At 72.5% G+C, this 23583-nt stretch carries 26 protein-coding genes; 13 read left to right on the forward strand and 13 right to left on the reverse strand.

The window, feature by feature from the left end; all coding sequences use genetic code 11:
• Nucleotides 1-2394, forward strand: a 2394-nt coding sequence (locus amrb99_RS31840) for a transglycosylase domain-containing protein (RefSeq protein WP_194737371.1), incomplete at its 5' end; no start/stop codon positions are given.
• A gap of 178 nt (nt 2395-2572) precedes the next feature.
• A complete protein-coding gene (locus tag amrb99_RS31845) occupies nt 2573-4015 on the forward strand; it encodes a glycosyltransferase 87 family protein (protein ID WP_241756122.1) in 1443 nt (480 codons plus the stop codon).
• Nucleotides 4016-4077: 62 nt separating this feature from the next.
• Here amrb99_RS31845 and amrb99_RS31850 read toward each other — a convergent pair whose 3' ends face one another.
• Together amrb99_RS31850 and amrb99_RS31855 are read right to left on the reverse strand one after the other, a co-directional pair.
• The gene (locus amrb99_RS31850; protein ID WP_190863071.1) at nt 4078-5016 is read right to left on the reverse strand and encodes a MerR family transcriptional regulator; all 939 of its coding nucleotides are present in this window, start codon (nt 5014-5016) and stop codon (nt 4078-4080) included.
• Nucleotides 5017-5110: 94 nt separating this feature from the next.
• Nucleotides 5111-5614 (reverse strand): hypothetical protein, encoded by a 504-nt coding sequence (locus amrb99_RS31855; protein ID WP_190863074.1) that lies wholly within the window; start codon nt 5612-5614, stop codon nt 5111-5113.
• A 295-nt stretch (nt 5615-5909) separates the two neighbouring features.
• Here amrb99_RS31855 and amrb99_RS51585 point away from each other — a divergent pair, with 295 nt between their 5' ends.
• Nucleotides 5910-6383, forward strand: a complete 474-nt coding sequence (locus tag amrb99_RS51585; RefSeq protein ID WP_190863077.1) for a barstar family protein — start codon at nt 5910-5912, stop codon at nt 6381-6383.
• A 27-nt stretch (nt 6384-6410) separates the two neighbouring features.
• On the opposite strand, the gene amrb99_RS31865 is transcribed toward amrb99_RS51585, so the two are convergent.
• The 3 genes from amrb99_RS31865 to amrb99_RS31875 form a co-directional block, all read right to left on the reverse strand.
• Nucleotides 6411-6794, reverse strand: a complete 384-nt coding sequence (locus amrb99_RS31865; protein ID WP_190863081.1) for a DUF4190 domain-containing protein — start codon at nt 6792-6794, stop codon at nt 6411-6413.
• A 254-nt stretch (nt 6795-7048) separates the two neighbouring features.
• On the reverse strand, nt 7049-7816 hold the full coding sequence (locus amrb99_RS31870) for a deoxyribonuclease IV (protein ID WP_190863083.1): 768 nt from the start codon (nt 7814-7816) through the stop codon (nt 7049-7051).
• A 107-nt stretch (nt 7817-7923) separates the two neighbouring features.
• The gene (locus tag amrb99_RS31875) at nt 7924-8232 is read right to left on the reverse strand and encodes a hypothetical protein (RefSeq protein WP_190863085.1); all 309 of its coding nucleotides are present in this window, start codon (nt 8230-8232) and stop codon (nt 7924-7926) included.
• A 258-nt stretch (nt 8233-8490) separates the two neighbouring features.
• On the opposite strand from amrb99_RS31875, the gene amrb99_RS31880 reads away from it, so the two are divergent.
• The 6 genes from amrb99_RS31880 (at nt 8491) to amrb99_RS31905 (ending at nt 11890) form a co-directional block, all read left to right on the forward strand.
• Nucleotides 8491-8655 carry a hypothetical protein gene (locus amrb99_RS31880; RefSeq protein WP_190863087.1) on the forward strand — a complete coding sequence of 55 codons (165 nt, stop codon included), beginning with the start codon at nt 8491-8493 and terminating at the stop codon, nt 8653-8655.
• Nucleotides 8656-8871: 216 nt separating this feature from the next.
• Nucleotides 8872-9162 (forward strand): 30S ribosomal protein S6, encoded by a 291-nt coding sequence (gene rpsF, locus amrb99_RS31885; RefSeq protein WP_151540987.1) that lies wholly within the window; start codon nt 8872-8874, stop codon nt 9160-9162.
• 37 nt (nt 9163-9199) lie between these two features.
• Nucleotides 9200-9772: a single-stranded DNA-binding protein gene (locus amrb99_RS31890; protein ID WP_190863089.1), complete on the forward strand. Its 573-nt coding sequence runs from the start codon at nt 9200-9202 to the stop codon at nt 9770-9772.
• An 88-nt stretch (nt 9773-9860) separates the two neighbouring features.
• Nucleotides 9861-10097, forward strand: coding sequence for a 30S ribosomal protein S18 (rpsR, locus tag amrb99_RS31895; protein WP_019631633.1), 237 nt, complete (start codon nt 9861-9863; stop codon nt 10095-10097).
• Nucleotides 10098-10114: 17 nt separating this feature from the next.
• The gene (gene rplI / locus amrb99_RS31900) at nt 10115-10561 is read left to right on the forward strand and encodes a 50S ribosomal protein L9 (protein ID WP_173097679.1); all 447 of its coding nucleotides are present in this window, start codon (nt 10115-10117) and stop codon (nt 10559-10561) included.
• Nucleotides 10562-10900: 339 nt separating this feature from the next.
• On the forward strand, nt 10901-11890 hold the full coding sequence (locus amrb99_RS31905; protein WP_241756123.1) for a peptidoglycan recognition family protein: 990 nt from the start codon (nt 10901-10903) through the stop codon (nt 11888-11890).
• Between the two features lie 30 nt (nt 11891-11920).
• On the opposite strand, the gene amrb99_RS31910 is transcribed toward amrb99_RS31905, so the two are convergent.
• Both amrb99_RS31910 and amrb99_RS31915 read right to left on the reverse strand, forming a co-directional pair.
• The gene (locus tag amrb99_RS31910; protein ID WP_190863092.1) at nt 11921-12109 is read right to left on the reverse strand and encodes a hypothetical protein; all 189 of its coding nucleotides are present in this window, start codon (nt 12107-12109) and stop codon (nt 11921-11923) included.
• Nucleotides 12110-12183: 74 nt separating this feature from the next.
• Entirely contained in the window at nt 12184-13503 is a 1320-nt protein-coding gene (locus amrb99_RS31915; protein ID WP_190863094.1) for an MATE family efflux transporter, read from the reverse strand.
• A 335-nt stretch (nt 13504-13838) separates the two neighbouring features.
• Between amrb99_RS31915 and dnaB the strand changes: the two genes are divergently transcribed.
• Nucleotides 13839-16382, forward strand: coding sequence for a replicative DNA helicase (gene dnaB / locus amrb99_RS31920; RefSeq protein ID WP_190863096.1), 2544 nt, complete (start codon nt 13839-13841; stop codon nt 16380-16382).
• Between the two features lie 64 nt (nt 16383-16446).
• On the opposite strand, the gene amrb99_RS31925 is transcribed toward dnaB, so the two are convergent.
• On the reverse strand, nt 16447-16716 hold the full coding sequence (locus amrb99_RS31925) for a hypothetical protein (RefSeq protein WP_190863098.1): 270 nt from the start codon (nt 16714-16716) through the stop codon (nt 16447-16449).
• 89 nt (nt 16717-16805) lie between these two features.
• On the opposite strand from amrb99_RS31925, the gene amrb99_RS31930 reads away from it, so the two are divergent.
• A complete protein-coding gene (locus amrb99_RS31930) occupies nt 16806-18302 on the forward strand; it encodes an alpha/beta fold hydrolase (RefSeq protein WP_190863100.1) in 1497 nt (498 codons plus the stop codon).
• Between the two features lie 6 nt (nt 18303-18308).
• Here the strand turns inward: amrb99_RS31930 and amrb99_RS31935 are convergent, their stop codons facing one another.
• The gene (locus amrb99_RS31935; RefSeq protein WP_347256943.1) at nt 18309-18815 is read right to left on the reverse strand and encodes a GNAT family protein; all 507 of its coding nucleotides are present in this window, start codon (nt 18813-18815) and stop codon (nt 18309-18311) included.
• Complete coding sequence (locus amrb99_RS31940; protein WP_190863103.1) at nt 18812-19270, reverse strand: MarR family transcriptional regulator; 459 nt, start codon at nt 19268-19270, stop codon at nt 18812-18814. Before amrb99_RS31940 ends, amrb99_RS31935 begins: the two co-directional genes overlap by 4 nt.
• Nucleotides 19271-19359: 89 nt before the next feature.
• On the opposite strand from amrb99_RS31940, the gene amrb99_RS31945 reads away from it, so the two are divergent.
• The gene (locus amrb99_RS31945) at nt 19360-19749 is read left to right on the forward strand and encodes a nuclear transport factor 2 family protein (protein ID WP_190863105.1); all 390 of its coding nucleotides are present in this window, start codon (nt 19360-19362) and stop codon (nt 19747-19749) included.
• 5 nt (nt 19750-19754) lie between these two features.
• Here amrb99_RS31945 and amrb99_RS31950 read toward each other — a convergent pair whose 3' ends face one another.
• Together amrb99_RS31950 and amrb99_RS31955 are read right to left on the reverse strand one after the other, a co-directional pair.
• A complete protein-coding gene (locus amrb99_RS31950; RefSeq protein WP_190863107.1) occupies nt 19755-20543 on the reverse strand; it encodes an SDR family NAD(P)-dependent oxidoreductase in 789 nt (262 codons plus the stop codon).
• Nucleotides 20544-20635: 92 nt separating this feature from the next.
• Nucleotides 20636-21412 (reverse strand): alpha/beta hydrolase, encoded by a 777-nt coding sequence (locus tag amrb99_RS31955; protein WP_190863109.1) that lies wholly within the window; start codon nt 21410-21412, stop codon nt 20636-20638.
• Between the two features lie 164 nt (nt 21413-21576).
• Between amrb99_RS31955 and amrb99_RS31960 the strand changes: the two genes are divergently transcribed.
• On the forward strand, nt 21577-22431 hold the full coding sequence (locus amrb99_RS31960) for a helix-turn-helix transcriptional regulator (RefSeq protein WP_190863111.1): 855 nt from the start codon (nt 21577-21579) through the stop codon (nt 22429-22431).
• A gap of 10 nt (nt 22432-22441) precedes the next feature.
• On the opposite strand, the gene amrb99_RS31965 is transcribed toward amrb99_RS31960, so the two are convergent.
• The gene (locus tag amrb99_RS31965; RefSeq protein WP_190863113.1) at nt 22442-23581 is read right to left on the reverse strand and encodes a methyltransferase; all 1140 of its coding nucleotides are present in this window, start codon (nt 23579-23581) and stop codon (nt 22442-22444) included.
• Nucleotides 23582-23583: the final 2 nt, after the last annotated feature.

Below are 23583 nucleotides of genomic sequence, written 5' to 3' on the forward strand. Positions count from 1 at the left end.
CCGGGGTCCGGTTCACATAGTGGGGGTCCCGGCGGCCCGGGCGGCCCCGGTGGTCCGGGCGGCCCCGGGGGCCCCGGAGGGCCGGGCGGTCCCGGCGGGGGCGGCGGGCGCAGCGGCCGGCGCGGGCGGCGCAAGGACAAGCCGGAGAAGACCGGCTGGCGGAAGTACGTCCCGAACTGGAAGATCGTCGTCGCGGTCGTCACGGTGGCGATCCTCGGGTCGGCGGCGCTCGTCGCCGTCGCCTATGCCAACACCCCGATCCCGACGGCGACGCAGGCGGACGCGACCAAGCAGGCGTCGGTCATCACCTACTCCGACGGCAAGACCGCGCTCGCGCGGGTCGGCATGAAGCGCGAGATCCTCCCGCTCAAGGACATCCCGCCCATCATGCAGCACGCGGTGCTCGCCGCGGAGGACCGCGAGTTCTACAACGAGCCCGGCATCTCGCCGACCGGCATCGCCGGAGCGGTGTACCGGGCGGCGACGGGCGGCGACGTCAACGGCGCCTCGACCATCACCCAGCAGCTGGCGCGCAACTACTACCAGGGCCTGAGCCAGAAGCGGACCGTGAGCCGCAAGCTCAAGGAGATCCTGATCTCGGTCCGGATGGGCAACGAGAAGAAGAAGGACTGGATCCTGGAGCAGTACCTCAACACCGTGCCCTTCGGGCGCGGCGCGTACGGCGTCCAGGCCGCTTCCCGCGCCTACTTCCACAAGCCCGTCAAGGACATCACCGCCCCGGAGGCGGCGATGCTGGCCGCCATGATCCAGCGGCCGAGCTACTTCAAGTCCTACGGTCCCGACTCCGACCCGGCCAAGCAGGCGCTCATCTCCCGCTGGAACTACGTTCTCGACGGCCTGGTGAAGAAGCAGTGGCTCCCGGCGGACGAGCGGGCCAAGGCGAAGTTCCCGCAGACGCAGAAGCAGTGGAGCGACATCAAGGACACGGGCCAGACCGGGTACCTCACCGACCGCGTCATCGCCGAGCTCAAGACGCTCGGGATCTCCCAGCAGCGCGTCGAGACCGCCGGCCTGCGGATCAAGACGACCTTCAACCAGGACCTGCAGAACTACACCGCCACGGCCGTCAAGCAGTTGAAGCAGGAGAAGCACTTCAACAGCACGATCCACTTCGGCCTCACCGTGGTGGACCCGAAGACCGGCGGCGTGATCGCCGCCTACGGCGGCCCGAGCTACCAGAAGCAGCAGTTCGACGACTCCTTCCAGGGCGCGGTGCAGCCGGGTTCGTCGTTCAAGCCGATCGTGCTGGCGACCGCGCTCGACAACGGCGTCAGCCTGAAGACGACGATGGACGGCCACTACCGCCGCACCATCAACGGGGCGAAGTTCACGAACGACAGCCCGTCGGAGAACGGCGTCTTCGACCTGAAGGAGATGACGGCGAAGTCCATCAACACCGCCTACGTCGACCTCGGCCAGAAGGTCGGGCTGGACAAGGTGGTGGACATGGCCAAGAAGATGGGCATTCCCGCGAACACGCCGGGCCTCAACCCCGACTACACCTCGCTGCCCCTCGGTGTCATCACCGCGACGTCGGTCACGATGGCGTCGGTGTACCAGACGTTCGCCGCGGGCGGCGTGCACCGGCCGGCGCACGTGATCCAGTCGATCACGGACGCGAACGGCAACCCCGTCCTGAACGACGCGGGCAAGCCGGTGAAGAAGGAGCCGTGGGCGAAGCAGCAGACGCAGGTCTTCGACTCCGGTGTCGCGGCGGACGCCACAGAGGCGATGCGCGGGGTCGTCACGCACGGCACCGGTACGGAGGCGAGCCTCGGCGCCCGCCCCGTCGCCGGTAAGACCGGTACGTCGTCGCAGAACAAGTCCGCCTGGTTCGTCGGCTACACGCCCGAGCTCGTGACGTCCGTCGGGATGTGGCGGTCGAGCAAGGACGGCAAGACCCAGAAGTCCCTGGTCGGCGTCGGCGGCTACAGCCAGGTCTACGGTGGTACCGTCCCGGCCGAGCTGTTCAAGATGGTCATGACCAAGGCGCTGGAGGGCAAGGACATCACGCCGTTCCCGCCGGCGGTCTACGGCGGCAGCATCGCCCCCTGGGCGGCCGCGAAGCCGGAGCCGACGACGTCGCCGACGACGTCCACCTCGCCGACGAACTCGCCGACCTGCACCAACAACGGTCAGGGGCAGCAGCAGCAGGGGCGGCCCTGCCACACCAAGTCGCCGGACCCGACGATCACCCCGACGAATCCGGGCGGGACGGGCCAGCCCTGCAACAGCATGGGCATGCCGCTCGGCTGCGACCCGAACCTGCCGCCGAACGACCCGAACGACCTGAAGCGGTGGTGCAGGACGCACCCGAACAACCAGGCGTGCACCAAGGAGCAGGACCCGACCACTCCGAACGGGACCAACTGAGCGCGACCGCGTGCCGCGCCGATGAGTGAGCGGAACGGCCCGGAGCCCACGGCGGCTCCGGGCCGTTCCGCTTTCCTGGGGATTCGCCGGAGGTCTTTCCCGAGGGTTTCCCGGACGTCCGGAGGCGCGGGCGGTGCGCGGGCGCGTTCTTTGCGCGCCGACCAATAGTCTGCTGTCCATGTCGTCGTCTTTTGAGAGGGTCGCGATGGCCGGCGCCGGCGCCGGGGACGATCCCGCGCGGGAACGCGGCCGGGTGGCGCGGCTCGCGCCGGTCCTGGCGGGCGCCGCGGCCGTCGTGTGCGCGCTCGGCTGGCTGCAGAAGCAGCCGTGCGCCTCGGTGAAGTTCGACTTCATCCAGACGACGAAGAACGCCTGCTACACGGACGTGTATCCGCTGTACTACGTGCGCGGGCTGAACGACGGGAAGATCCCGTACTTCGACTCGTTCACCGGCTCCGACATCCACCACGTCGAGTACCCGGTGCTGAGCGGCGGCTTCATGCAGCTCGCCGCGTGGCTGGTCAAGCCGTTCGGGGTCGGCGAGCGCGGGATGGCGTTCTACAACGTCACGGCGCTGCTGCTGGCGGTGCTGGCGATCGTCGCGGTGCTCGCGACGGCGTACGCGGCGGGGCGCCGGTCGCTGCGCGCCGGGCTGATGGTGGCGCTGTCGCCGTCGCTGCTCCTCACCGCGTACATCAACTGGGACCTGCTGGCGGTGGCGCTGGCGGCGCTGGGGCTGGCGGCGTGGTCGGCGCGGCGCCCGGCGCTGGCGGGCGCGATGCTCGGGCTGGCGATCGCGGCGAAGTTCTATCCGCTGCTGTTCCTCGGGCCGCTGGTGCTGCTGTGCGTCCGCGCCGGTCAGTGGCGGGCGATGGGGCGGATGCTCGCGGGCACCGCCGGGGCGTGGCTGGCCGTGAACGTGCCGGTGATGGTGTTCGCGTGGGACGGCTGGGTCGAGTTCTACAGCTTCAGCCAGAAGCGCGGCATCGACTGGGGCTCGATCTTCTTCGTGCTGCAGGACCACGGGCTGTCCGGTCTCGCGTCCGACACCGACCAGCTGAACCTCGCGGGGACGGGCACGTTCCTGGTGCTCGCCGCCGGGATCGCGGTGCTGGCGCTCGCCGCGCCGCGCCGTCCGCGGCTGCCGCAGCTGATGTTCCTGGTGCTGGTCGCGTTCATGCTGCCGAACAAGGTCTGGTCGCCGCAGTACGTGTTGTGGCTGCTGCCGCTCGCGGTGCTGGCCCGCCCGAAGGTGCCGGCGTTCGTGGTCTGGCAGGCCGGGGAGATCATCTATTTCTTCGGCATCTGGTGGTACCTGATGTCGGTGTCCCTGCAACTGCCTGGAGCGGACCTGTCGGCGACGCTGTCGGCGGTCGCGCGTCTCGACGCCCCGGCGGGCGGGATCAGCCAGGACGTGTACAGCCTCGCGCTGCTCGCCCGGTTCGTGACCGTGCTGGCGATGGCGGTGCTGGTGGTGTGGGACGTCCTGCGCCCGTCCGGCGACATCGTGCGGACGGGCGGCGAGGACGACCCGGCGGGCGGGGTGCTCGACGGAGCGGACGACGTCGTGTCGCTCCGCCGGTGGCGCGGCGCCCGGCACCTCGCCGCCGACGCGGTCTGACACCGCGCCCGGGGCGGTGCCGGGGCGCGGCGCCGGCGGCGCGGTGCCGCGTCAGCGGCGGGTCAGTGGCGCAGCGCGGCGATGAACCACTCGAACACCGGGACCAGCGAGGGCGGGACGGGCCAGCCGTTGATCACGGCGAGCAGCTGCCAGTACCGTTCGGCGCGCCGGTCGCTGCCGACCTCCAGGCGGTGCAGCAGCCGGGCGCGGAAGTCCGGGCCGTCCTGCTCGCCGAACGCGCCGGCGTAGGCGGCGGCGAGGGCGTCCACGACGGGGCGGGCGGCGTCCGACGCCGGGTCCACGCCGTCGTCGATCGCCGCGCTCACCTTTTCGACCGTGACGGCGGTGAGCTCCTGCCCGCTGTCCTGCCCGCCCTCCCGGGCGGCGCCGCGTGCGGACTCCTCGGACTGGAACTCCGCCATCCGCCGGACGGCGGCGCGGAAGTCGGGGTCGCCGACCAGTTCCGCCAGCTCCACCCACGCGTCGACCTGCTCGGGCGACGGGTCGTCGGGCAGTTCCGGCAGCGCCGCGCGCATCTTCGCGGCGAATTCCGGGTGCACCTCCAGCCCGGCGAACGTCTCGTCGACGAATCCGGTGATGATCCGGTTGCGTTCCTCGTCGGACAGTTTGGCGAGCTTGTGCATCAGCTGGACCTCCTCTGGGGCGGAACCGCGCTTCGCCACCGCGCGCAGCACGGCCCGGCGCAGCCGGAGCGTGCGGATCTGCGCGTCGAGCGCCTCGGCGTGCGTCGCCGCGACGTCCCCGACGGTCACCTCGCGGGTCAGGACCCGCCGCACGGTGTCGAGGTCGATGCCGAGGTCGCGCAGCGTGCGGACGAGGTCGAGGCGGGTGGCGGCCGCGATGTCGTAGAGCCGGTAGCCGGCCGGCGACCGGTCGGTCGGCGGCACCACGCCGGAGTCGGAGTAGAACCGGATGGTCCGGACCGGGAGACCGGTCCGCCGGGCCAGTTCCCCGATCGTGTACAGGGTGTCGCCGTCCATGTCCTCCACCTTGCGGGTTCCAGTCGGTGGAGACTCAAGCACAGCCAAAGAGCGCGCACGGGTGTGCCGCGCGCGCTCTCTGCCGGAGGATCGGTCAGCCGGCGTGGGACGGGTCGGCGACGACCGGGGTGGTGCCCTCGCGGCGGGCGCGGCGGGCGTCCTGGACGAACTCCTTGGTGAAGAGCGCGGACAGGGTCGCGACGCCGCCGCGGTGGACGCGGATCTCGCCGTGCTTGATCTCTCCGGTGATCCGGATCCGGCGCCCGCCGCCGTTCTCCCCCGTCCAGTCCTTGACGCGGCCCCGGCCGGTGTAGCGCAGGTCCCAGTGGTCGATCTCGGCGTCCTGCGGGACGAGCAGCTTGACCATCGAGTGGTCGATGCCGACCTCGATCTCGATGTCGCCGTCGGGGATGTGCGGGGAGCGCAGGTCGAGGACTGCCGAGGCGCGGCGGGCGCGCACCTCGAAGCGGCGCGCGCCGGTCCAGTGGCCGAGCCTCTTGACGGAGCCGTAGTAGGCGTGGACGCGCTCGGTGGCCTGGTCGGCGGCGGTGGTGGTGCTGTCGGTGGTGGTGCTGTCGGTGGTGGGCGTGGTGTTCATCTCTGGCTTCCTTCGCGGAATCGGGCAACTACCTCGCTCTGAGAGTCGCTCTTTGAAAGAGTCTCTCTATGTAAGAGAGATTAGGGTAGGGGGCGGCGCCCGTCAACCCTCGGTGCCGTCGGATCCGGGCCGCCCCGCCCGCGTCGCGGCAGGCCGGCCGGGGACGCCACGGGATCGCCGGGACGATTGCGGCGCCTTGAGGATTTCGTAGGTGAATGCCGGGGATGATCGCGGCCGGCGGGGCGCGTGGTCCGGAGTGCCCCGCGCGCGGGGAGGACGACTGCCGGGAGACGACGTGAACGCGAATCGAGCACTGGACGAGCTGCTCGCCGGACGGCTGCGGCCGGGCGTCTACCAGTGGCGGACGCCCGCCGTCCCCGGCGCGGTCGGCGACACGACCTGGACGGAACGGGCCGAGGAGGCGGGCTGGCACGCCGTCCACCTGGACGGCCGCCGCGCCCGCGACAAGGACGGGTTCCTGCGGGTGTGCGCGGAGGCCTTCGAGTTCCCCGACTGGTTCGGCGGCAACTGGGACGCCCTGGAGGACTGCCTGTCCGACCTGTCCTGGACGCCCGCCAAGAGCGGCTACCTCGTCCTCTACGAGTCGTGGTCGGAGCTCGCCGACGCCGACCAGAGCGCGTTCCGGACCGTCCTCGACGTCTTCGGAAGCGCGGTCAAGGCGTGGCGCGACACCCCCACGCCCATGGTGGTGCTGCTGGCGAGCGTGGGCGTGGAGGTCGCAGGCGTCCCCCGGCTTGCGTTCGAGTGAAGAAGGCGCTGGTGGGGCGCGCCGGTCCTAGTAGTTCGTGCTGGTGGTCGCGGCGCCGAACATGATCGCCCACAGCCAGAAATAGAAGATCCAGACGATCAGCCAGAGGCCCGTCACGATGTAGCCGAGGATCAGGCCGGCCGTGGCCATGCCCTGCCCCTCCTCGTGCGTCCGCTTGATCTGGCTCTGCGCGACGTGCCCGAAGATGATCGCCAGGATGGACGTCGTGCCGCAGCTGACGATGCCGACCAGGCCCAGGACCATCGCCGCGGTCGCCATGCCGTTGGTCCCGCGGGAGACCGGCGCCGCACCGCCGTAGTAGTGGTGCTGGACGGGCGGCTGCGAGTACGGCTGGGGAGCGTAGGGGTCGTTCGACCCGTAGCCGTAGGGATCGTACGGGGGCTGGGCCATGGGGGCTCCCGATCGGTTCGCGCCCGCCGCCGAGAGGACACGCGTGCGCTGATGGGCTGAGGTTCCGGATTATGCCAGTGTGACGTGCCATCGCGAGTTTGTCGCCATGCCGGTCGTCACTGGGTTTGATGCCCCGCGGGCCCTCCGGGTTCCGCCCTTGGCCTGATCTTGCCAAGAGCGTTCGGCCGCCGCGCGGCGCCGAGCCCGCCGAGCCCCGCGGGTGTCCGCCGGGCCGCGCCGGAGACCGGGGGAGGTCAGAGCTGGTCGCGCAGCCAGGAGATGTCGGCGGCCTGGCCGGCGGCGGGCGTCTCCACCACGACCGGCGCGTCCGCCGCCCGCACCACGGTCAGGATCAGCTCGGGGTCGATGCTGCCGCTGCCGAGGTTGGCGTGCCGGTCGGCGCCGGAGCCGAACGCGTCCCGGCTGTCGTTGCAGTGCACGAGATCGATGCGGCCGGTGATGGACTTGATCCGGTCGACCGCGTCGACCAGTTCCTCGCCGGCGGCGTGCGCGTGGCAGGTGTCGAGGCAGAACCCGAGCTTGTCGTCCAGCCCCGGGACGCCGGACAGGACCTCCCACAGCCGGGCGATCCGGTCGAACTTGCGGGCCATGGCGTTGCCGCCGCCCGCGGTGTTCTCGATGAGCACCGGGATCGGGCACTCGGTGCGCTCGAACACCTTGCGCCAGTTCTCGAAGCCGGTCTCCGGGTCGTCGTCCTTCAGCACGTGGCCGCCGTGCACGATCAGGCCCTTCGCGCCGATCGACGCGGCCGCGTCGAGCTGCTGCGCGAGGTTCTTCCGGCTCGGGATCCGGATCCGGTTGTTCGACGTCGCCACGTTGATCGTGTAGGGCGCGTGCACGTAGACGTCCACGCCGGAGCCCTCCAGCGCCTCGACGCCCTGCGGCAGGACGGGCTTCTTCCAGCCCTGCGGGTCGCCCAGGAAGAACTGGACGACGTCGGCTCCGACCGCGCGGGCGTTGTCGAGCGGGTTGGTCTGGTCGACGTGGGCTCCGATGCGCATGGCACCGAGGTTAGCCGCGCCGTCCGACGTTTCGTTCCGCAACGCGCTCCGCCGCCGGGGGCCAACGCGCTCCGCCGGGGGCAACGCGCTCCGCCGGGGCGGCGCGGTCAGAGCGAGAAGCCGCCGTGGCTGATCGCGAAGCCGGCGCCGACGAACGACCCCACCATGCCGATGACGTTCAGCCAGCGCTCGTTGGTCGTCGCCGAGATCATCTGCGAGACGAGCGCGAGCGGCAGGCCGATGATGCCGACCACCAGGCCGACGAAGTGGGCCGAGGGAACGCCCCCGCCGAGGACGAGCGCGGCGATCCCCAGGGTGAACGCCAGGACGGCGAGGACGTCCTGGAGCCGGTGGCTCTCGGCCTCGGTCCGGCTCTCCGCGGTCGCGTGCCCACTGCCGGCTACCTGCTCTGGCATCCGGACCTCCTCACTTCGTGGTGCCCCGCGCGGTGCGCATGGTGGACGCGGGACCTGACGGACCATGTGCGTAAAGGAATGCCCAGCGGAGCGGAAGATCAACCGGAAGGGGCGCTCGGAAATGTCGGCGGCACCCGGTACGGTCGAACATGGATTCGAGAACACCGGCCGGGATCCGGGGGGACGCCGGGTCCGGGAGGAGCACGACGTGAGGGAGAGCGTGCCGGCCCGCGCGGGCCGGGGAGCGGAGGCGAGGCGATGAACTCCAGCGAACTCGGGGTCATCGGCGACGCGGAGCTCGTCGAGGAGCTGTCCATGCTGACGACCCAGACCGCCCGCATGCGGGCCCGGATGGCCGACATCATGGCGGAGCTGGAGCGGCGGCGCCGCAGCGCGCCCGGCCATCCGGCCGCCCGCCGCTAGCCGCCGTCCGGTCCCCCCGGCAGCCCGGCGCCGGCCGTCGCTGGTCCCCCGGCCGACCCGGAACCGGCTCGTACGCTGCCGACTGTTGGTAGCCTGTACCGGTCCCGCGGCAGGTGCGCCCGGCGAATCCGGGTCCGGCGCGGCCGCGGGGGACGCAAGAGCCCTCCTGTCACGGAGAGACCGTGACCGCCAGTCCAGAGGAGGTAGGGACACAGCATGCGTCGATACGAACTGATGGCGATCCTCGACCCCGGCATCGACGAGCGCACCGCGAACGCGGCGCTCGACCCGTTCCTGAAGGTCGTCAAGGACGGCGGCGGCAGCGTCGAGAAGGTCGACGTCTGGGGCCGGCGGCGCCTGGCGTACGACATCCAGAAGAAGTCCGAAGGCATCTACGCGGTGGTCGACCTGTCGGCTGAGCCTGCCACGGTCAAGGAGCTCGACCGGCAGCTCAACCTGAGCGAGTCGATCCTCCGTACCAAGGTCATCCGCCCCGAGGTCCACTGAGCCCGGCTCAGCCCTCACACCAGCCGGAGCGAGCCCCATGGCAGGCGACACCGTAATCACGATCGTCGGGAACCTCGTCGAGGACCCGAACCTGCGCTTCACCCCCAGCGGCCAGGCGGTCGCGTCCTTCCGCATCGCGTCGACGCCGCGGTTCTTCGACCGCCAGTCGAACGACTGGAAGGACGGCGAGGCGCTCTTCCTCACCTGCAACGTCTGGCGGCAGGCCGCCGAGAACTGCGCGGAGACCCTGCAGCGCGGCATGCGGGTGATCGTGCAGGGGCGGCTCAAGCAGCGCTCGTACGAGACCCGCGAGGGTGAGAAGCGCACCGTCTTCGAGATCGAGGTCGACGAGGTCGGCCCGTCGCTGCGCAACGCCACCGCCAAGGTCAACAAGACCCAGCGGCAGGGTGGCGGCGGCGGCTTCGGAGGCGGCGGCCAGGGCGGCGGCGGCTTCGGCGGCGGCGGTGGCCAGGGCGGCGGTTTCGGTGACGGCGGCCAGGGTGGCGGCGGCTTCGGCGGCGGCCAGCAGGGCGCTCCGGCCAACGACCCCTGGGCCACCGGCGGCGGCGGCGGTGGGGGCGGCGGTTTCTCCGACGACCCGCCGTTCTAGCCGCCCGGCAAGACCGCGCCCGGCAAGACCGAACGACACATCCACGTCCATTCCCGCGTGAGCGGGGCTCTCTCGAAGGAGCACCACGATGGCGAAGCCACCTCCCCGCAAGCCGAAGAAGAAGGTTTGCGTTTTCTGCCAGGAGAAGATCTCCTACGTCGACTACAAGGACACGGGCCTGCTGCGGAAGTTCATCTCCGACCGCGGCAAGATCCGTGCCCGGCGGGTGACCGGCAACTGCACCCAGCACCAGCGGGACGTCGCCACGGCGATCAAGAACGCCCGCGAGATGGCGCTGCTGCCGTACACCAGCACCGCGCGCTGAGGCCGGGGGTAACGATCATGAAGCTCATCCTGACCCAGCAGGTCTCCGGGCTCGGCGAGCCCGGCGACGTCATCGAGGTCCGCGACGGCTACGGCCGCAACTACCTCGTCCCGCGCGGATTCGCGATCCAGTGGACCCGCGGCGCCGAGAAGCAGATCGACTCGATCAAGAAGGCCCGCTCGGCCCGCGAGATCGCGACCGTCGAGCACGCCAAGGAGGTCGCCGGCCAGCTGGCGGCCCTGCGGGTGACGCTGCGCACCCGCACCGGCAGCAACGGCCGCCTGTTCGGCGCCGTGACCGCCGCGGACATCGCCGACGCGGTGCGCGCGGCCGACGGCCCCGAGCTGGACCGCCGCCGGATCGAGATCGGCAACCCGATCAAGACGGTCGGCACTCACCGCGTCAGCGTGCGGCTGCACAGCGACGTCAACGCCACGATCGACGTCAACGTCGTCGAGGCCTGACGCCGCCTGACGGGCCGAGGCCGAAGACCCCCGCCTGACGGCGGGGGGCCGAGGTCGCCGAGGCCCGCGCCGGCCGCCGGCGCACTGTGTGAAGAACGACCCTCGCGTACCGGGATCAACCCGGACGCGGGGGTCGTTTCGCGTTCCGGCCGGGCGTCCGCTCCCGGTCCGGGTCGTCCCTTGTCCCCGCAATCTCTTGCACAAGAACAGGGCTGCCCCGTCCTGGATCTCTCTGGGTTTCATGTGAAACGTCCCTGAACCGCCCGGTGTTTGGGTGATCGTCTGAGCGGCCATTACGTTCCGTGATCAAAGATCATCGGGGGGCGAAGGGGGACGGTGTTGATCGCGCATTCGGGGGACGGCGCGGCCGACCGGGAACGCGACGGGACGGCGGTGGCGCGGCGGGCGGCGGTGACGCGGCGGTCGATGATCGGCGGCGTGGTGGGGGCCGGGCTGCTGGAGGCACTGGCGTTCGGGTCGCCGCTCGGGGAAAGGGCGATGGCGCAGGACGCCCCGGCGGGCCCGGACCTGGACGGCGTGACCGGCACGGTGCCGCCCGACGCGGCGGCCGGCCGCCTGCTCGACCGGCGTGCGCCCCTGTTCACGGCGGACGCACCGGAGATCTACACGCGCGCCCAGTGGTCGGCCCGGCCGCCCAAGCGCGCGGCGAAGGTCCTGGACCGCGCGCCGGACCACATCGTCGTGCACCACACCGACACGGGGAACTCCACCGACCTCTCGGTCGGGCACGCGTTCAGCCTGTCCCGGTACATCCAGAACTTTCACATGGACAAGCGCGGCTGGGACGACAGCGGCCAGCACCTCACGATCAGCCGGGGCGGCGCCGTGATGGAGGGCCGCAACCGCAGCCTGGCGTCCATCCGGGCCGGCGACCTGGCGGTGGGCGCCCAGGTGCTGCACAACAACGAGCACACCCTCGGGATCGAGAACGAGGGCAACTACATGACGACGGCGCCCCCCGACCGCCTGTGGACCTCCCTGATGGAGGTGTGCGTGTGGCTCTGCCGGGAGTACGACCTGGACCCGGCCGAGGCCATCGTCGGGCACCGCGACTACAACGAGACCTCGTGTCCGGGCGACGTGCTGTACTCGCGGCTGCCGGCGCTGCGCAGGGCGGTCGCGGACCGGCTGGAGGGCTCGGCGGCGGCGCCGAAACCGAAGAGCAAGCCGAAGGGCAAGCCCAAGGCGCCGCCGAAGCCGAAGCCCAAGCCGAAGCACAAGCCGAACGGCGGCGACGACTACGGGAACCCGAGCCAGTACTACCAGGGCGACGACGACTGGCCGGGGCTGCTGAACCTGAACTGGTGATCGCCTGCGGGGCGGTGTACGGCGGGCCGGTCAGTTCTCGGGCGTGGTGTAGCGGGTGCGGCGGCGGGCGATCTCCGGGTCGATGCCCTCGACCAGTGACCAGATGCCGGCGACGCGTTCCACCAGCGTCTCGGGCGGCAGCCCGGCCAGGCCCTCCGCCGCCAGGTCGTCGATCGCCTGCGTGAGCCGGGCCATCCGCTCGCCGTGGGTGGAACACATGTTCGAATAGTAGCGAGTGGGGCGGGGGAGGCGGGTGGGCTTCCGGAAATCCTCCGCCGCCCCGCCCGGCACCGCTACCGGACGGCGCCCGTCACCATCCACCGGTCGCCCCGGGCCCGCAGGCCCAGCGTGACCATCCGCGTCGCCATCCACAGCCCGATCGCCCCCCACAGCCCGACGATCCCCGCGTCCGCCCGGTACAGCAGCAGCGCCGCCGGAAGGAACACGACCGTCGCGACCAGCGTCGTCACCGCCAGGTAGGCGCCGTCGCCCGCGCCGATCAGGATCCCGTCGAGGACGAACACCACGCCCGCGACCGGCTGCAGCAGCGCCACCAGCAGCAGCGACGCCAGCAGCAGGCGCCGGACGTCGCCGTCGGAGGTGAACAGGTCCGGCAGCCACGGCCGCACCGCGAGCACGGCCAGCCCGAACACCACCCCGCACGCCACGCCCCAGCCCACCATCCGGCGGGTGACGTCGCGGGTCCCGGACACGTCCGCCGCGCCCAGGTACCGTCCGGTGATCGCCTGGCCCGCGATCGCGATCGCGTCCAGGGCGAACGCCAGCAGCGTCCACACCTGGAACCCGACCTGGTACGCGGCGATCTCCGCGTCGCCCATCCGCGCGGCGATCGACGTCCCGACGATCAGCACGATCCGCAGCGCCGCCGTCCGCAGCAGCAGCCCGAGGCCGGCCGTCGCGGACGTCCGCAGCCCGGCCCAGTCCGGGCGGACCGGCGCGCCCTCCCGCCGCGCCGCGCGCAGCACCACCGCCACGTACACCGCCGCGCTGCCGGTCTGCGCGAGCACGGTGCCCCACGCCGACCCGGCGATCCCCCACCCGAGGACCAGCACGAACACCGCGTTGAGCAGCAGGTTCAGGGTGAACCCGCCGATCGAGACGGCCAGCGGCGTCCGGGTGTCCTGCAGGCCGCGCAGCACGCCCGTCCCCGCCAGGACCACCAGCATCGACGGGATCCCGAACAGGCTGATCCGCAGGTACGTCTCCGCGAACGGCGCCACCGACGCGGACGCGCCGAACGCGTCCACGATCGGCGGGATGAGCGGCCAGCCCACCGCGATCAGCACCGCGCCGATCGCGACCGCCAGCCACATCCCGTCGATGCCCTGCCGCACCGCCGCCCGCCGGTCCCCCGCGCCGATCTGCCGCGCGACGCCCGCCGTCGTGCCGTAGGCGAGGAAGACGCACAGGTAGACCAGCGTGTTCAGGGCCTGCCCGGCGACGCCGAGCCCGCCGAGCTGCGCCGTCCCGAGATGGCCGACGATGGCCGAGTCCGATAGCAGGAACAGCGGTTCCGCGACGAGGGCGCCGAACGCCGGCACCGCCAGCCGCAGGATCTCCCGGTCGTGCCGGCTCGCCCGGAACCTCACCATGCGCTCCCCGGCCTCTGTAACTCTTCAAAGAAGTTCACACCTTACAGCACCCGGATCGCCCGACTTTCTCTTCCCCACACCCGGTGGACGACGTTTCCGCAGCTCACGACCTGCCGCCAAAAGCAGCGGGCGAACTTTCCCCAGAGTTGTCCACAGGTCGTGCACAACGTGTCCCGCGTGTCTGCACAGGTATTCCACAGGTTCGTCCACACGCTGCTTTGCCCCCGCCCGCGTGGGCTCGGGAGAATGTCGGACGCCTGAGGTAGACGTGATGAGGAACGGTCGGCGATGGGCGGACGGGGCGCCCGGCGGCCGGGAGGAAGGGGGTGCGCCAGGTGAGCGTGACCGAGCTCGGACCGCACGAGCAGGAGTTCGAACGCACCCCACCGCACGACATCGCGGCCGAGCAGGGCGTCCTCGGCGGCATGCTGCTCTCCCAGGACGCCATCGCCGAGGTCGTCGAGGTGCTCCGCACCCAGGACTTCTACCGCCCCGCGCACCAGATCATCTACGACATCGTCCTCGACCTGTACGGCCGCGGCGACCCCGCCGACGCCGTCACCGTCGCCGGCGAGCTCACCAAGCGCGGCGAGATCGGCCGCATCGGCGGCGCCCCCTACCTGCACACGCTCATCTCGTCGGTGCCCACCGCCGCGAACGCCGGCTACTACGCCAAGATCGTGCACGAGCGCTCGGTGCTGCGCCGCCTCGTGGAGACCGGCACCCGCATCGTCCAGATGGGCTACGCGGCCGACGGCGCCGACGCCGACGAGGTCCTCGACCGCGCCCAGGCCGAGGTCTTCGCCATCGCCGAGAAGCGCGCCGGCGAGGACTACGTGCCGCTCAGCGAGATCATGCCCGGCGCCCTCGACGAGATCGAGGCGATCGGCAGCCGAGGCGGCCAGATGGTCGGCTGCCCCACCGGCTTCGCCGACCTCGACGCCCTCACCAACGGCCTGCACCCCGGCCAGATGATCGTCGTCGCAGCACGGCCTGCCATGGGCAAGGCGCTAGAGCTGGACACGCCGCTCCCGACTCCCACCGGCTGGACGACGATGGGCGAGGTCAAGGTCGGCGACCGGCTCATCGGGGCCGACGGCAGGCCCACCCGCGTCGTCGCGGCGACCGAGGTGATGCACGGCCGCCCCTGCTACGAGGTCGAGTTCTCCGACGGCGAGGTCATCGTCGCCGACGCCGAGCACCAGTGGCGCACCATCACCGACGACGGGCACGGCGCGTTCTTCACGGCGCGCGCGCACGGCACCGGAACGGCCGAGCACCCCGCACCTCGGGACGGCACACCGCCCACCGGCTGGGGCCCGCACGCCCGGCACGGCGCGGCCCCGCGCCGGAGGGCCGCCGCGCACCTCACCGCCCGCACCCCTGTCCCGGTCGGCGCCGCCGTGACTCCGCGGGCCGCCCAGGTCACCGTGGAGGCGGCCCGCCACAGCGGCACCGCCTGCCGCGACCGCCGCGCCGGCGCGCGCGCGGGCGCCCCGTCAGGGCGGGCCCGGATCCGGACGACCGAGGAGATCTTCTCCGACCTGCGCCGCGGCGCGCGCCACGCCGTCGAGGTCGCCGCCGCGTTCGACCTGCCCGACGCCGACCTGCCCGTCGACCCGTACGTCCTCGGCGTGTGGCTCGGCGCGGGCGAGGACGGCGACGGCCGCATCACCTGCCTCGATGGGGCCGTCATCGCCCAGATCGAGCTGACCGGCCAGCCGGTCGTCCCGGAACCCCTCCCGGGCTGCTACGCCCTGCCCGGCCTCGACGGCCGGCTCGCCGCCCTCGGCCTGCTGGACGGCAGGCACGTCCCCGCCGCCTACCTGCGGGCGTCCTCCGCCCAGCGGCGCGCGCTGCTGGCCGGGCTGCTCGACGTGTGCGGCAAGACGTCCCCGGCCGGGCGCGTCGACGTCGCCCTCCCGTCCGCGCGGCTCGCCGGGGGGATCCGTGAACTCCTCGTCGGCCTCGGCCACCTCGCCGCCCTCGACCCGCGCGACGAGCCGGTGCACCACGTCGCCTTCACCCCGCACGAGCCGGTGTTCCGGGCCCGCCGCGAGGCCGACCGGCACCGCCCGGCGCGGGTGCGGTACATCGTGGACGTGCGGCCGGTCGCGAGCGTGCCGGTGCGGTGCGTCCAGGTCGACAACGCCGACCACATGTACCTCGCCGGGCGGTCCTGCGTCCCGACGCACAACTCGACGCTGGCGCTCGACTTCGCCCGCGCCGCGTCCATCAAGCACGGCCTGACCTCGGCGTTCTTCAGCCTGGAGATGGGCCGCAACGAGATCACGATGCGGCTGCTGTCGGCGGAGGCGCGCGTGGCCCTGCACGCCATGCGCTCCGGCACCATGCAGGACGAGGACTGGACGCGCCTCGCCCGCCGGATGAGCGAGGTCGCCGAGGCGCCGCTGTTCATCGACGACTCGCCGAACATGTCGATGATGGAGATCCGGGCGAAGTGCCGGCGGCTGAAGCAGCAGCACGACCTCCGCCTGGTGATCATCGACTACCTGCAGCTGATGACGTCCGGCAAGCGGGTCGAGAGCCGCCAGGTCGAGGTGTCGGAGTTCTCCCGTTCGCTGAAGCTGCTCGCCAAGGAACTCGGCGTCCCCGTCATCGCGCTGTCGCAGCTCAACCGCGGCCCCGAGCAGCGAACCGACAAAAAGCCCATGGTGTCCGACCTACGCGAATCGGGATCCATCGAACAGGACGCGGACATGGTGATCCTGCTGCACCGCGAGGACGCCTACGAGAAGGAGTCGCCGCGCGCAGGGGAGGCCGACCTGATCGTCGCGAAGCACCGCAACGGCCCCACCGCCACCGTGACGGTCGCCTTCCAGGGCCACTACAGCCGCTTCGTCGACATGGCCCAGTAGCCCCACGTCCCCGAGACCCCGGAACCAGCGGGGACGTGGCGGTCGGCGGCGCGGTTTCGGGGGGTTAGATGGGGACGGTGATTCCGGCGGTGTGCAGTTCGGCCAGTGCTCTGGAGAGGCACTGGTCGGCGGTGGAGCCGTCGGCTCGCAGGCCGTGAGGCAGGGGGCCGCCGCTCGCCGCGAACGTCCAGGCGGGGCGTCCTTCGGCGAGGCGCTCGGCGTCCACCCGAAGGAGGGCGTTGACGCCCTGTTCGGCGAGCCATTCCAGGATGAGCAGGGCGGCGTCCTCGATGCCGTCCTGCGTCTTCGGCCAGCGGTTCTTGCGGGTCGCCACGCCACGACTCTAGTGACGCGCGTGTTCGGGGGAACTTGCGTGGATTCGGTCGCGTCCATCTGAGGGTGCGGGGGAGTCGGTGGGCGTGCGTGGTGGCCGTTGTCGCGGCGGTGGCGGGGGCCGTCGGGCTGGGGACGGCGGACCGGGGGATCGAGCGGCGGTCCGCGGTGGTGTCCGGGGTGCCGGTCGAGGTGGTGCGGCCGGACGGGGCGGCGGGACGGCTTCCGGGAGTGGTGGTCGCGCCCGGGCTGTCGGCGAGCATGCAGCTCATGCGGGGGTTCGCGGACACGCTGGCGCGGCGGGGGTACGTGGTCGAGCTGGTGGACCTGGCGGGCGGCGGCGCCAGTAGGGAGCGGTTGCCGGGCCTCGGGGACGGGCCGGCGGCGGAGGCGCGGCTGGACCGGGACCTGGACGTCGCGGTCCGGTATCTGCGGGCCGCGCCGGGGGTGGATGGAGGCCGGATCGGTCTGCTCGGGCATTCGATGGGCGCGGCCGCTGCGGTGCGTTATGCGAGCGCCCATCCGGACGTGGGGGCGACGGTGGCGATCTCGCAGGGGACGATGCCGTTCGCGGCGACGAGCCCGCGGGATCTGCTTTTGGTCGCGGGTGGGTTCGAGTTCGCCGGCTACCGCGACGGGGCCGTCGGCGGGTTGCGGGCGGCGTATCCGCAGGGGCGGACGGGGGTCACGTACGGGGATCCGCGTGCGGGGACGGCGCGGCGGGCCGTCATCGTGGGCGGAGCCGAGCACGTGGGCGTCCTCTTCCAGCCGCGGACGCACCGCGAGGTCGCGGCCTGGTTCGACCGGGCCTTCGGGCGTGCCGGTGGGGCGCCCCACGTCGGGATCCGGCCCTTCCAGCGGGCGGGTTCGGCGATGCTGCTGTATCTGGCGGCGGTGCTGAGCTTCGCGGCGATCGCGTCGGCGCTTCTGGGACGGCCCACTGGTGAGCGCGGCGCGCGCGCGAAGTTGCCTTTGAGGCTCGTGCTGGGGGTGCCGGTGGTGGCCGTTCTTGCGGCAGTCGGGGTCGTCGGGGCGATTCCGCGTGGGGTGCTCCCGGTCGGGATCGCGGGGCCGCTGGCCGGGTTCTTCGGCGTCGTCGGTCTCCTGTGCGCCGCATTGCCCGTCATGCGGGGGAAGGGGCGTGACGGCGGACGGCCGCGGATCGTCGCGTCCGCCGCCGTGCTGGTCGTGCTGACCGTGGTGTCGTTCGCCGTGCCCGCTCAGCTGGGGTGGGCGCACGCCGTTCCGGTGGGGCCAAGGGTGTGGGCGCTGATACCGGTCGCCGTGTGCGCCATGGTGTTCTTCGCCGGGATCGAGCTGCTGTGCGACGGCTACAGCGCGCGCGCCGCCGTGCTGATCCACGCGTGGACGGCGGCGGGCGCGCTGGCGGGTCTGGGGGTCGCCGCGGTGTTCGGGCTGGTGTCGTGGTTGGTGCTCCTGGTGGCGCCGCTGATCGCGGGGTTGCTGGTCTGGCAGGGTGTCCAGGCGGCGGCGCTGCGCGCCGTCCGGGCGCCGGTGTGGGTGCCGGCGCTGGTCGGCGGCGTCCTGCTGGCCTGGCCGATCGCCGTGACGATGCCGATCGGCTGACCGGCCTCAGCGGGCGGGGCGTTCGAAGATGAGCTCGCGGCCGTCCTGTTCGTCCCACTGCTCGCCGACGTGGCGGAATCCGTTGCCGGCGAGCGTCGCCAGGGACGCGGCGTTGTCGGGGCTGATCGTGGCCCGGACGGTCCGCACGGACGGTTCGGCGGCGGCGCGGGCGAGGAGCGCGGCGAGCATCGCGGTGGCGTGGCCGCGGCGCCGGTGGGCGGGGTCGACGGAGTAGGCGATCTCGACGGTGCCGTCCTCGTCGGGCGCGGAGTGGAAGCCGGCGTGGCCGACGACGGCGCCCTCGGGTTCGGCGACGGCGGCGCGGACGATCCAGGCGGCGTCCTCGGGGGACCGTTCCAGCTGGTCGAGCCGGTACCGCCACAGCAATCGCGCGTCCTCGCCGAGGAAGTACGCGGTGAGGGGGGCTCCGGCGAGGGCGGAGGCGGTCGCGAGGTCGCCGTCCAGCAGCGCGGTCATCACGGGGGGCGGCAGTTCGACAAAGCGGAGGGTCACGGGCGGCTCCTGGCGTGGTGGTCGGTGACGCGGGTGAGCATCTCGGTGAGCTGGGCGCGTTCCGGCGGGGACAGCGGCGCGAGCAGCTCGTCCTGGATGCCGTCGAGGACGCGGTCGAGTTCGCGCAGGTGGCGGCGGCCGGCGGGGGTGAGCGTGATGATGTTGCGGCGCCGGTCGGCGGGGTCGGGTGCGCGCTCGACGAGCTTCTTGTCGGCCATCTGGTTGAGCGCGGCGACGACGTCGCTGCGGTCGATGGCGGCGCGGCGGCCGAGGTCGGCCTGGCTGGCGGGGCCGTACTCCTCGAGCGTGGCGAGCAGCCGGTAGTGGTAGCCGCGGGCGCCGGCGGCGGCGAAGCGGTCGGCGACGAGCCGGTGGCTGTGCGCGGACGCCTGGTTGATCAGCCAGCTGGCGGCGTGCCGGAGCCGCTCGGGCTGCCGGGCGTCGTCGGTGATCATGCGGGCCAGTCTACTTGTTGGCATCACCAATGAATAGCTGTACTGTTGGCTCTATCAACGTTGGCGATGCCAACGAACTAGGAGGAGTCATGGAACAGCGCGACCGCGACGAGCTCACCGACCTGATCGGGCGGCTCGGGCTGTGGCTGGACGGCAAGCACTTCGACGACCCGCGCGCCGTCTTCACCGAGGACGCCGAGGTCACGACCCCCGGCGGGACGTCCAAGGGGGCCGACGCGCTCGCCGCGCAGGCCCGCCGCAACCACACCGTCCCGACCCAGCACTTCGTCACCAACCCGCTCATCGAGATCGACGGCGACCGGGCCGCCATCGGCGCCAACCTGCTGGTCGTCTTCGCGCACGAGGACGGCCCGCGCGTCCTCGGCGAGCGCTACGACCTCCAGGCCGCGCGGACACCGGACGGCTGGCGCGTCGCCGGCGTCCGCTCGACCCTGATCTGGGACCTGCGGGCCGCCTGACCCGCTCAGGGCGCGGTCAGCCGCTCGGACAGCTCGCGGAGGCGGGCGCGCGCCCGCGGGTCGTAGGCCTGGCCGTCCGCGCGGGACTCGCGGAGCCCGTCGAAGAACCGGCCGGACACCTCGTCGAGGGCCGGGTCGGTGACGAGCCGGTGCGTCGCGCGGACGCCCTCCTCCAGCGTGCTGATCGGCGAGGCGACCATCTTCGTCGGCATGTAGGTGGCGGGGTGCAGGGCGTTCGCGGTGACGCCCGTCCCGGCCAGCTCGTCGGCCAGGTCGATGGTGAACAGGATCTGCGCGAGCTTGCTCTGGCAGTACGCCCGCGTCCCGCTGTAGCCGCGGGTGATCATCGGGTCGTCGAAGTCGATGGCGGTCTGGCCGAGACTGCTGACGTTGACGATCCGGGCCGGCGCCGAGGCGGTCAGGGTGGGCAGCAGCAGCCGGGTCAGCAGGTACCCGGACAGGTAGTTGACCTGGAAGGTCAGCTCGTGGCCGTCGGCGCTCTCGCGGCGCGGGCCCGCGGTGCCGATGCCCGCGTTGTTGACCAGGACGTCCAGCCGGGGGTGGTCGGCGCGGACAGCCTCGGCGAGCGCGCGGGTCTCGGCGAGCGACGACAGGTCCGCCCGGTACCAGGACGCCCTGCCGCCGATCTCCTTGAGGGTCTCCGCGCCGCGCCGGTCGTCGCGGCCGTGCACCAGCACCGTCGCGCCCTCGGCGGCGAGCTCGCCGGCCAGGGCGCGGCCGAGTCCGTCGGTCGCGCCGGTGATCAGGATGGTCTGCTGGTCGATGGGACGCATGATCCCATCGTGCTCGGCCGGCGGCGGACGTAACCAGGGCGTGCCCAGCCTGGTATCCGGACCACCAGGCTGGACGGCCCCGGGCGGGCGGGTCACGGCCGGTCGAGGAAGTCCCGGACGAGCTTGGCGAACTCGTCGGGGCGCTCCGCCATCACGACGTGGCCGGTGTCCAGCTCGGCGTACTCGCTGCCCGCGATGGCCGCGAACAGCTCCCGGTGGTTCTCGACCGGGATCGTCTGGTCGCGGGTCGCGCCGACCACCAGCGTCGGCGCGGTGATCCGCGGCAGCAGCCCGCGGATGTCGAGCCGCCGGACGAGGTCGAGCTGCCGGAGCAGGCCCTCGGTGGGCCGCATGAACGCGTTCGCCTCCTCGACGGCGTCGTGCCCGATCTGGTTGAGGAACGGGCGGCTGTACGCGGTCAGCGTCGCGAACCGGCCGAACCCGTCCGGGACGTCCGCGAGGGCCAGCCAGGTGGTCATGTGCTGCCGGACGTACTCGTCGCCCGCGTGGGTCAGGCCCGCGACGGGCACCAGCCTCCGTACGAGGTCGGGGCGCAGCGCCGCCGCGGCCGCGACGGTCGGCGCGCCGAGCGAGAACCCGACGACGTCGGCCGGGCCCGCCGCCGCGTCCTCGATCACCGCGTTGACCTGCTCGGCGAGCGTCTCGATGGTCAGCGGGGCGCCGTCGTCCTCGGCGGGGACGCTGCCGGACAGGTCGGGCAGGATCACGGTGCGGTGGCCGGTGAACCGGTCGAGGAGCCCGTCCCACATGACCGAGCCGGGTCCGGCGCCGTGCACCAGGACCAGCGCGGGCCCGGAGCCCTCGGTGCGGTAGGGCACGCGGGCGTTCCCGACGGTGAGCGTCGCCATTTTCGGCCGTCCTTTCGGTGGGGGTCGTTCCTGTCCGGATCGGGTCCGGACGTTCTCGACGCTGCCACCGGCGGTCCGCGATGAGGAGCGGACCGCTTTGGCTAGGACAAGCGATCCCAGTCTCGCCCGTTCTGACCTGCCGTCCGGGGCGGAATCATGGGGGCATGGAGATGGACCGGACGGAGCTCGCCGACTTCCTCCGCCGCTCGCGCGAGCGGCTGCGCCCGCAGGAGGTCGGCCTGCCCGCGGGGCCGCGCCGCCGGACGCCGGGCCTGCGTCGCGAGGAGGTGTCGCAGCTCGCGGGCATGTCCGCGGACTACTACATGCGGCTGGAGCAGGCCCGCAGCCCGCAGCCGTCGGTGCAGCTGCTCGGCGCGCTCGCCCGCGCGCTGCGCCTCACCGCGGACGAGCGCGACCACCTGTACCTCCTCGCCGGGCACCGGCCGCCCGCCGGGCCGTTCGCGGGCGAGCACGTCCGGCCGAGCCTGCTCTACCTGCTGGACCGGCTGCACGAGACGCCCGCGCAGATCATCGGCGACCTCGGGGACCTGCTCGCGCAGAACGCCCTCGCGCAGGCCCTTTTCGGCTGCGTGTGCACGGTCGAGGAGCCGGACCGGAACATCGTGTGGCGGTGGTTCACCGACCCGTTCGTCCGGTCGGCGTACCCCGAGGAGGAGCACGAGCACTACAGCCGCCTGCACGTCGCGCACCTGCGCGCCGCGGCGGCCCGCCGCGGCAACGACGCCGCCGCGTCCGCGCTGGTCGAACGGCTGCACGGCGCGAGCGAGGAGTTCACCCGGCTCTGGGAACGGCACGAGGTCGCCGTGCACCGCAGCAGCCGCATGAAGGTCCTGCACCCCGAGGTCGGCGCGATCGAGTTCGACACCGAGGCCCTGCTCACCCCGGCCGAGGACCAGCGGGTGTTCGTGTTCACCCCGCCGCCCGGCACCGCCAGCATCGAGGCCCTCGAACTCCTGCGCGTCATCGGCCCCGAGACCGCGCACCGCAGCCACGCGTGACCGGCGACGCCTACCGGGCGGCCACGAGCCGCCACAGCGACGTGGTCTCGGACGACCGGGCGGCGTGGAGCGGGTCGTCCTGGTCGGCGGCGCGCGGGTGCGCGGGCCGGGTGTCGAGGCGCCCGGCGACGGCCAGCCCGGCCGCGTCGACCAGCCGCAGCAGATCGTCGCGGGTCCGCAGGCCGAGGTGTTCGGCCAGGTCGGACAGGATCAGCCAGCCCTCGCCGCCCGGTTCCAGGCGGTCCGCGAGGCCGGCGAGGAAACCGCGGAGCATCCGGCTCTCCGGGTCGTACACGGCGCGTTCCAGCGGCGTGGTCGGCTTCCCCGGAACCCAGGGCGGGTTGCACACGACGAGCGGGGCGCGCCCCTCCGGGAACAGGTCGGCCTCGACGAGTTCGACGTGTTTCGCGACGTCCAGCCGCTCGATGTTCTCCTGCGCGCACGCAAGCGCGCGCGGGTCCTGGTCGGTCGCGACGATGCGCTGCACTCCACGGCGTGCCAGCACCGCCGCGAGCACACCGGTTCCCGTACCGATGTCGAACGCGACCGTGGTCGCGGGCAGCGGCGCCTGCGCGACCAGGTCGACGTACTCGCCCCGCACAGGGGAGAACACCCCGTAGTGCGGGTGGATGCGGTCGCCTCCCAGCGCAGGGATCGGAACGCCCTTCTCGCGCCATTCGTGCGCGCCGATGAGGCCGAGAAGCTCCCGCAGGGACATGACGTAAGGCTCGTCGCCCGGCCCGTACGCCTCCGTGCACGCCTGCGCCACGTCCGGTGCGCGCCGCAAGGGGATCGTGTGGCCAGGCTCGAACGGGATGAGCAGCATGCCGAGCGTACGGGCGCGCTGCGCGCGCGCCTGCCGGTAGAGGTGGAACGCCTGCACCTGCGACGGTTCGGGTTTCCGCTTGCGTTTCCGCGGCGTCCGGTCGGCGCGCCGCGCCATCGCCGTGAGCAACTGCCGCGCGTTCTGGAAGTCGCCGCGCCACAGCAGCGCCGTCCCCTCGCACGCCAGCCGGTACGCCTCGTCCGCGCGCGTCGCGTCGTCGGCGATCACCACACGGCGGGGCGGGGCGGCGCCGCTCTCCGACCGCCACCGCGCCGAGCGGTCCCGGCCGTCCTCGCGCCAGCCGATCACGGTCCGCTCGTCCACAC

It is taken from the genome of Actinomadura sp. RB99 (assembly GCF_014706005.1).
Classification (GTDB): domain Bacteria; phylum Actinomycetota; class Actinomycetes; order Streptosporangiales; family Streptosporangiaceae; genus Spirillospora.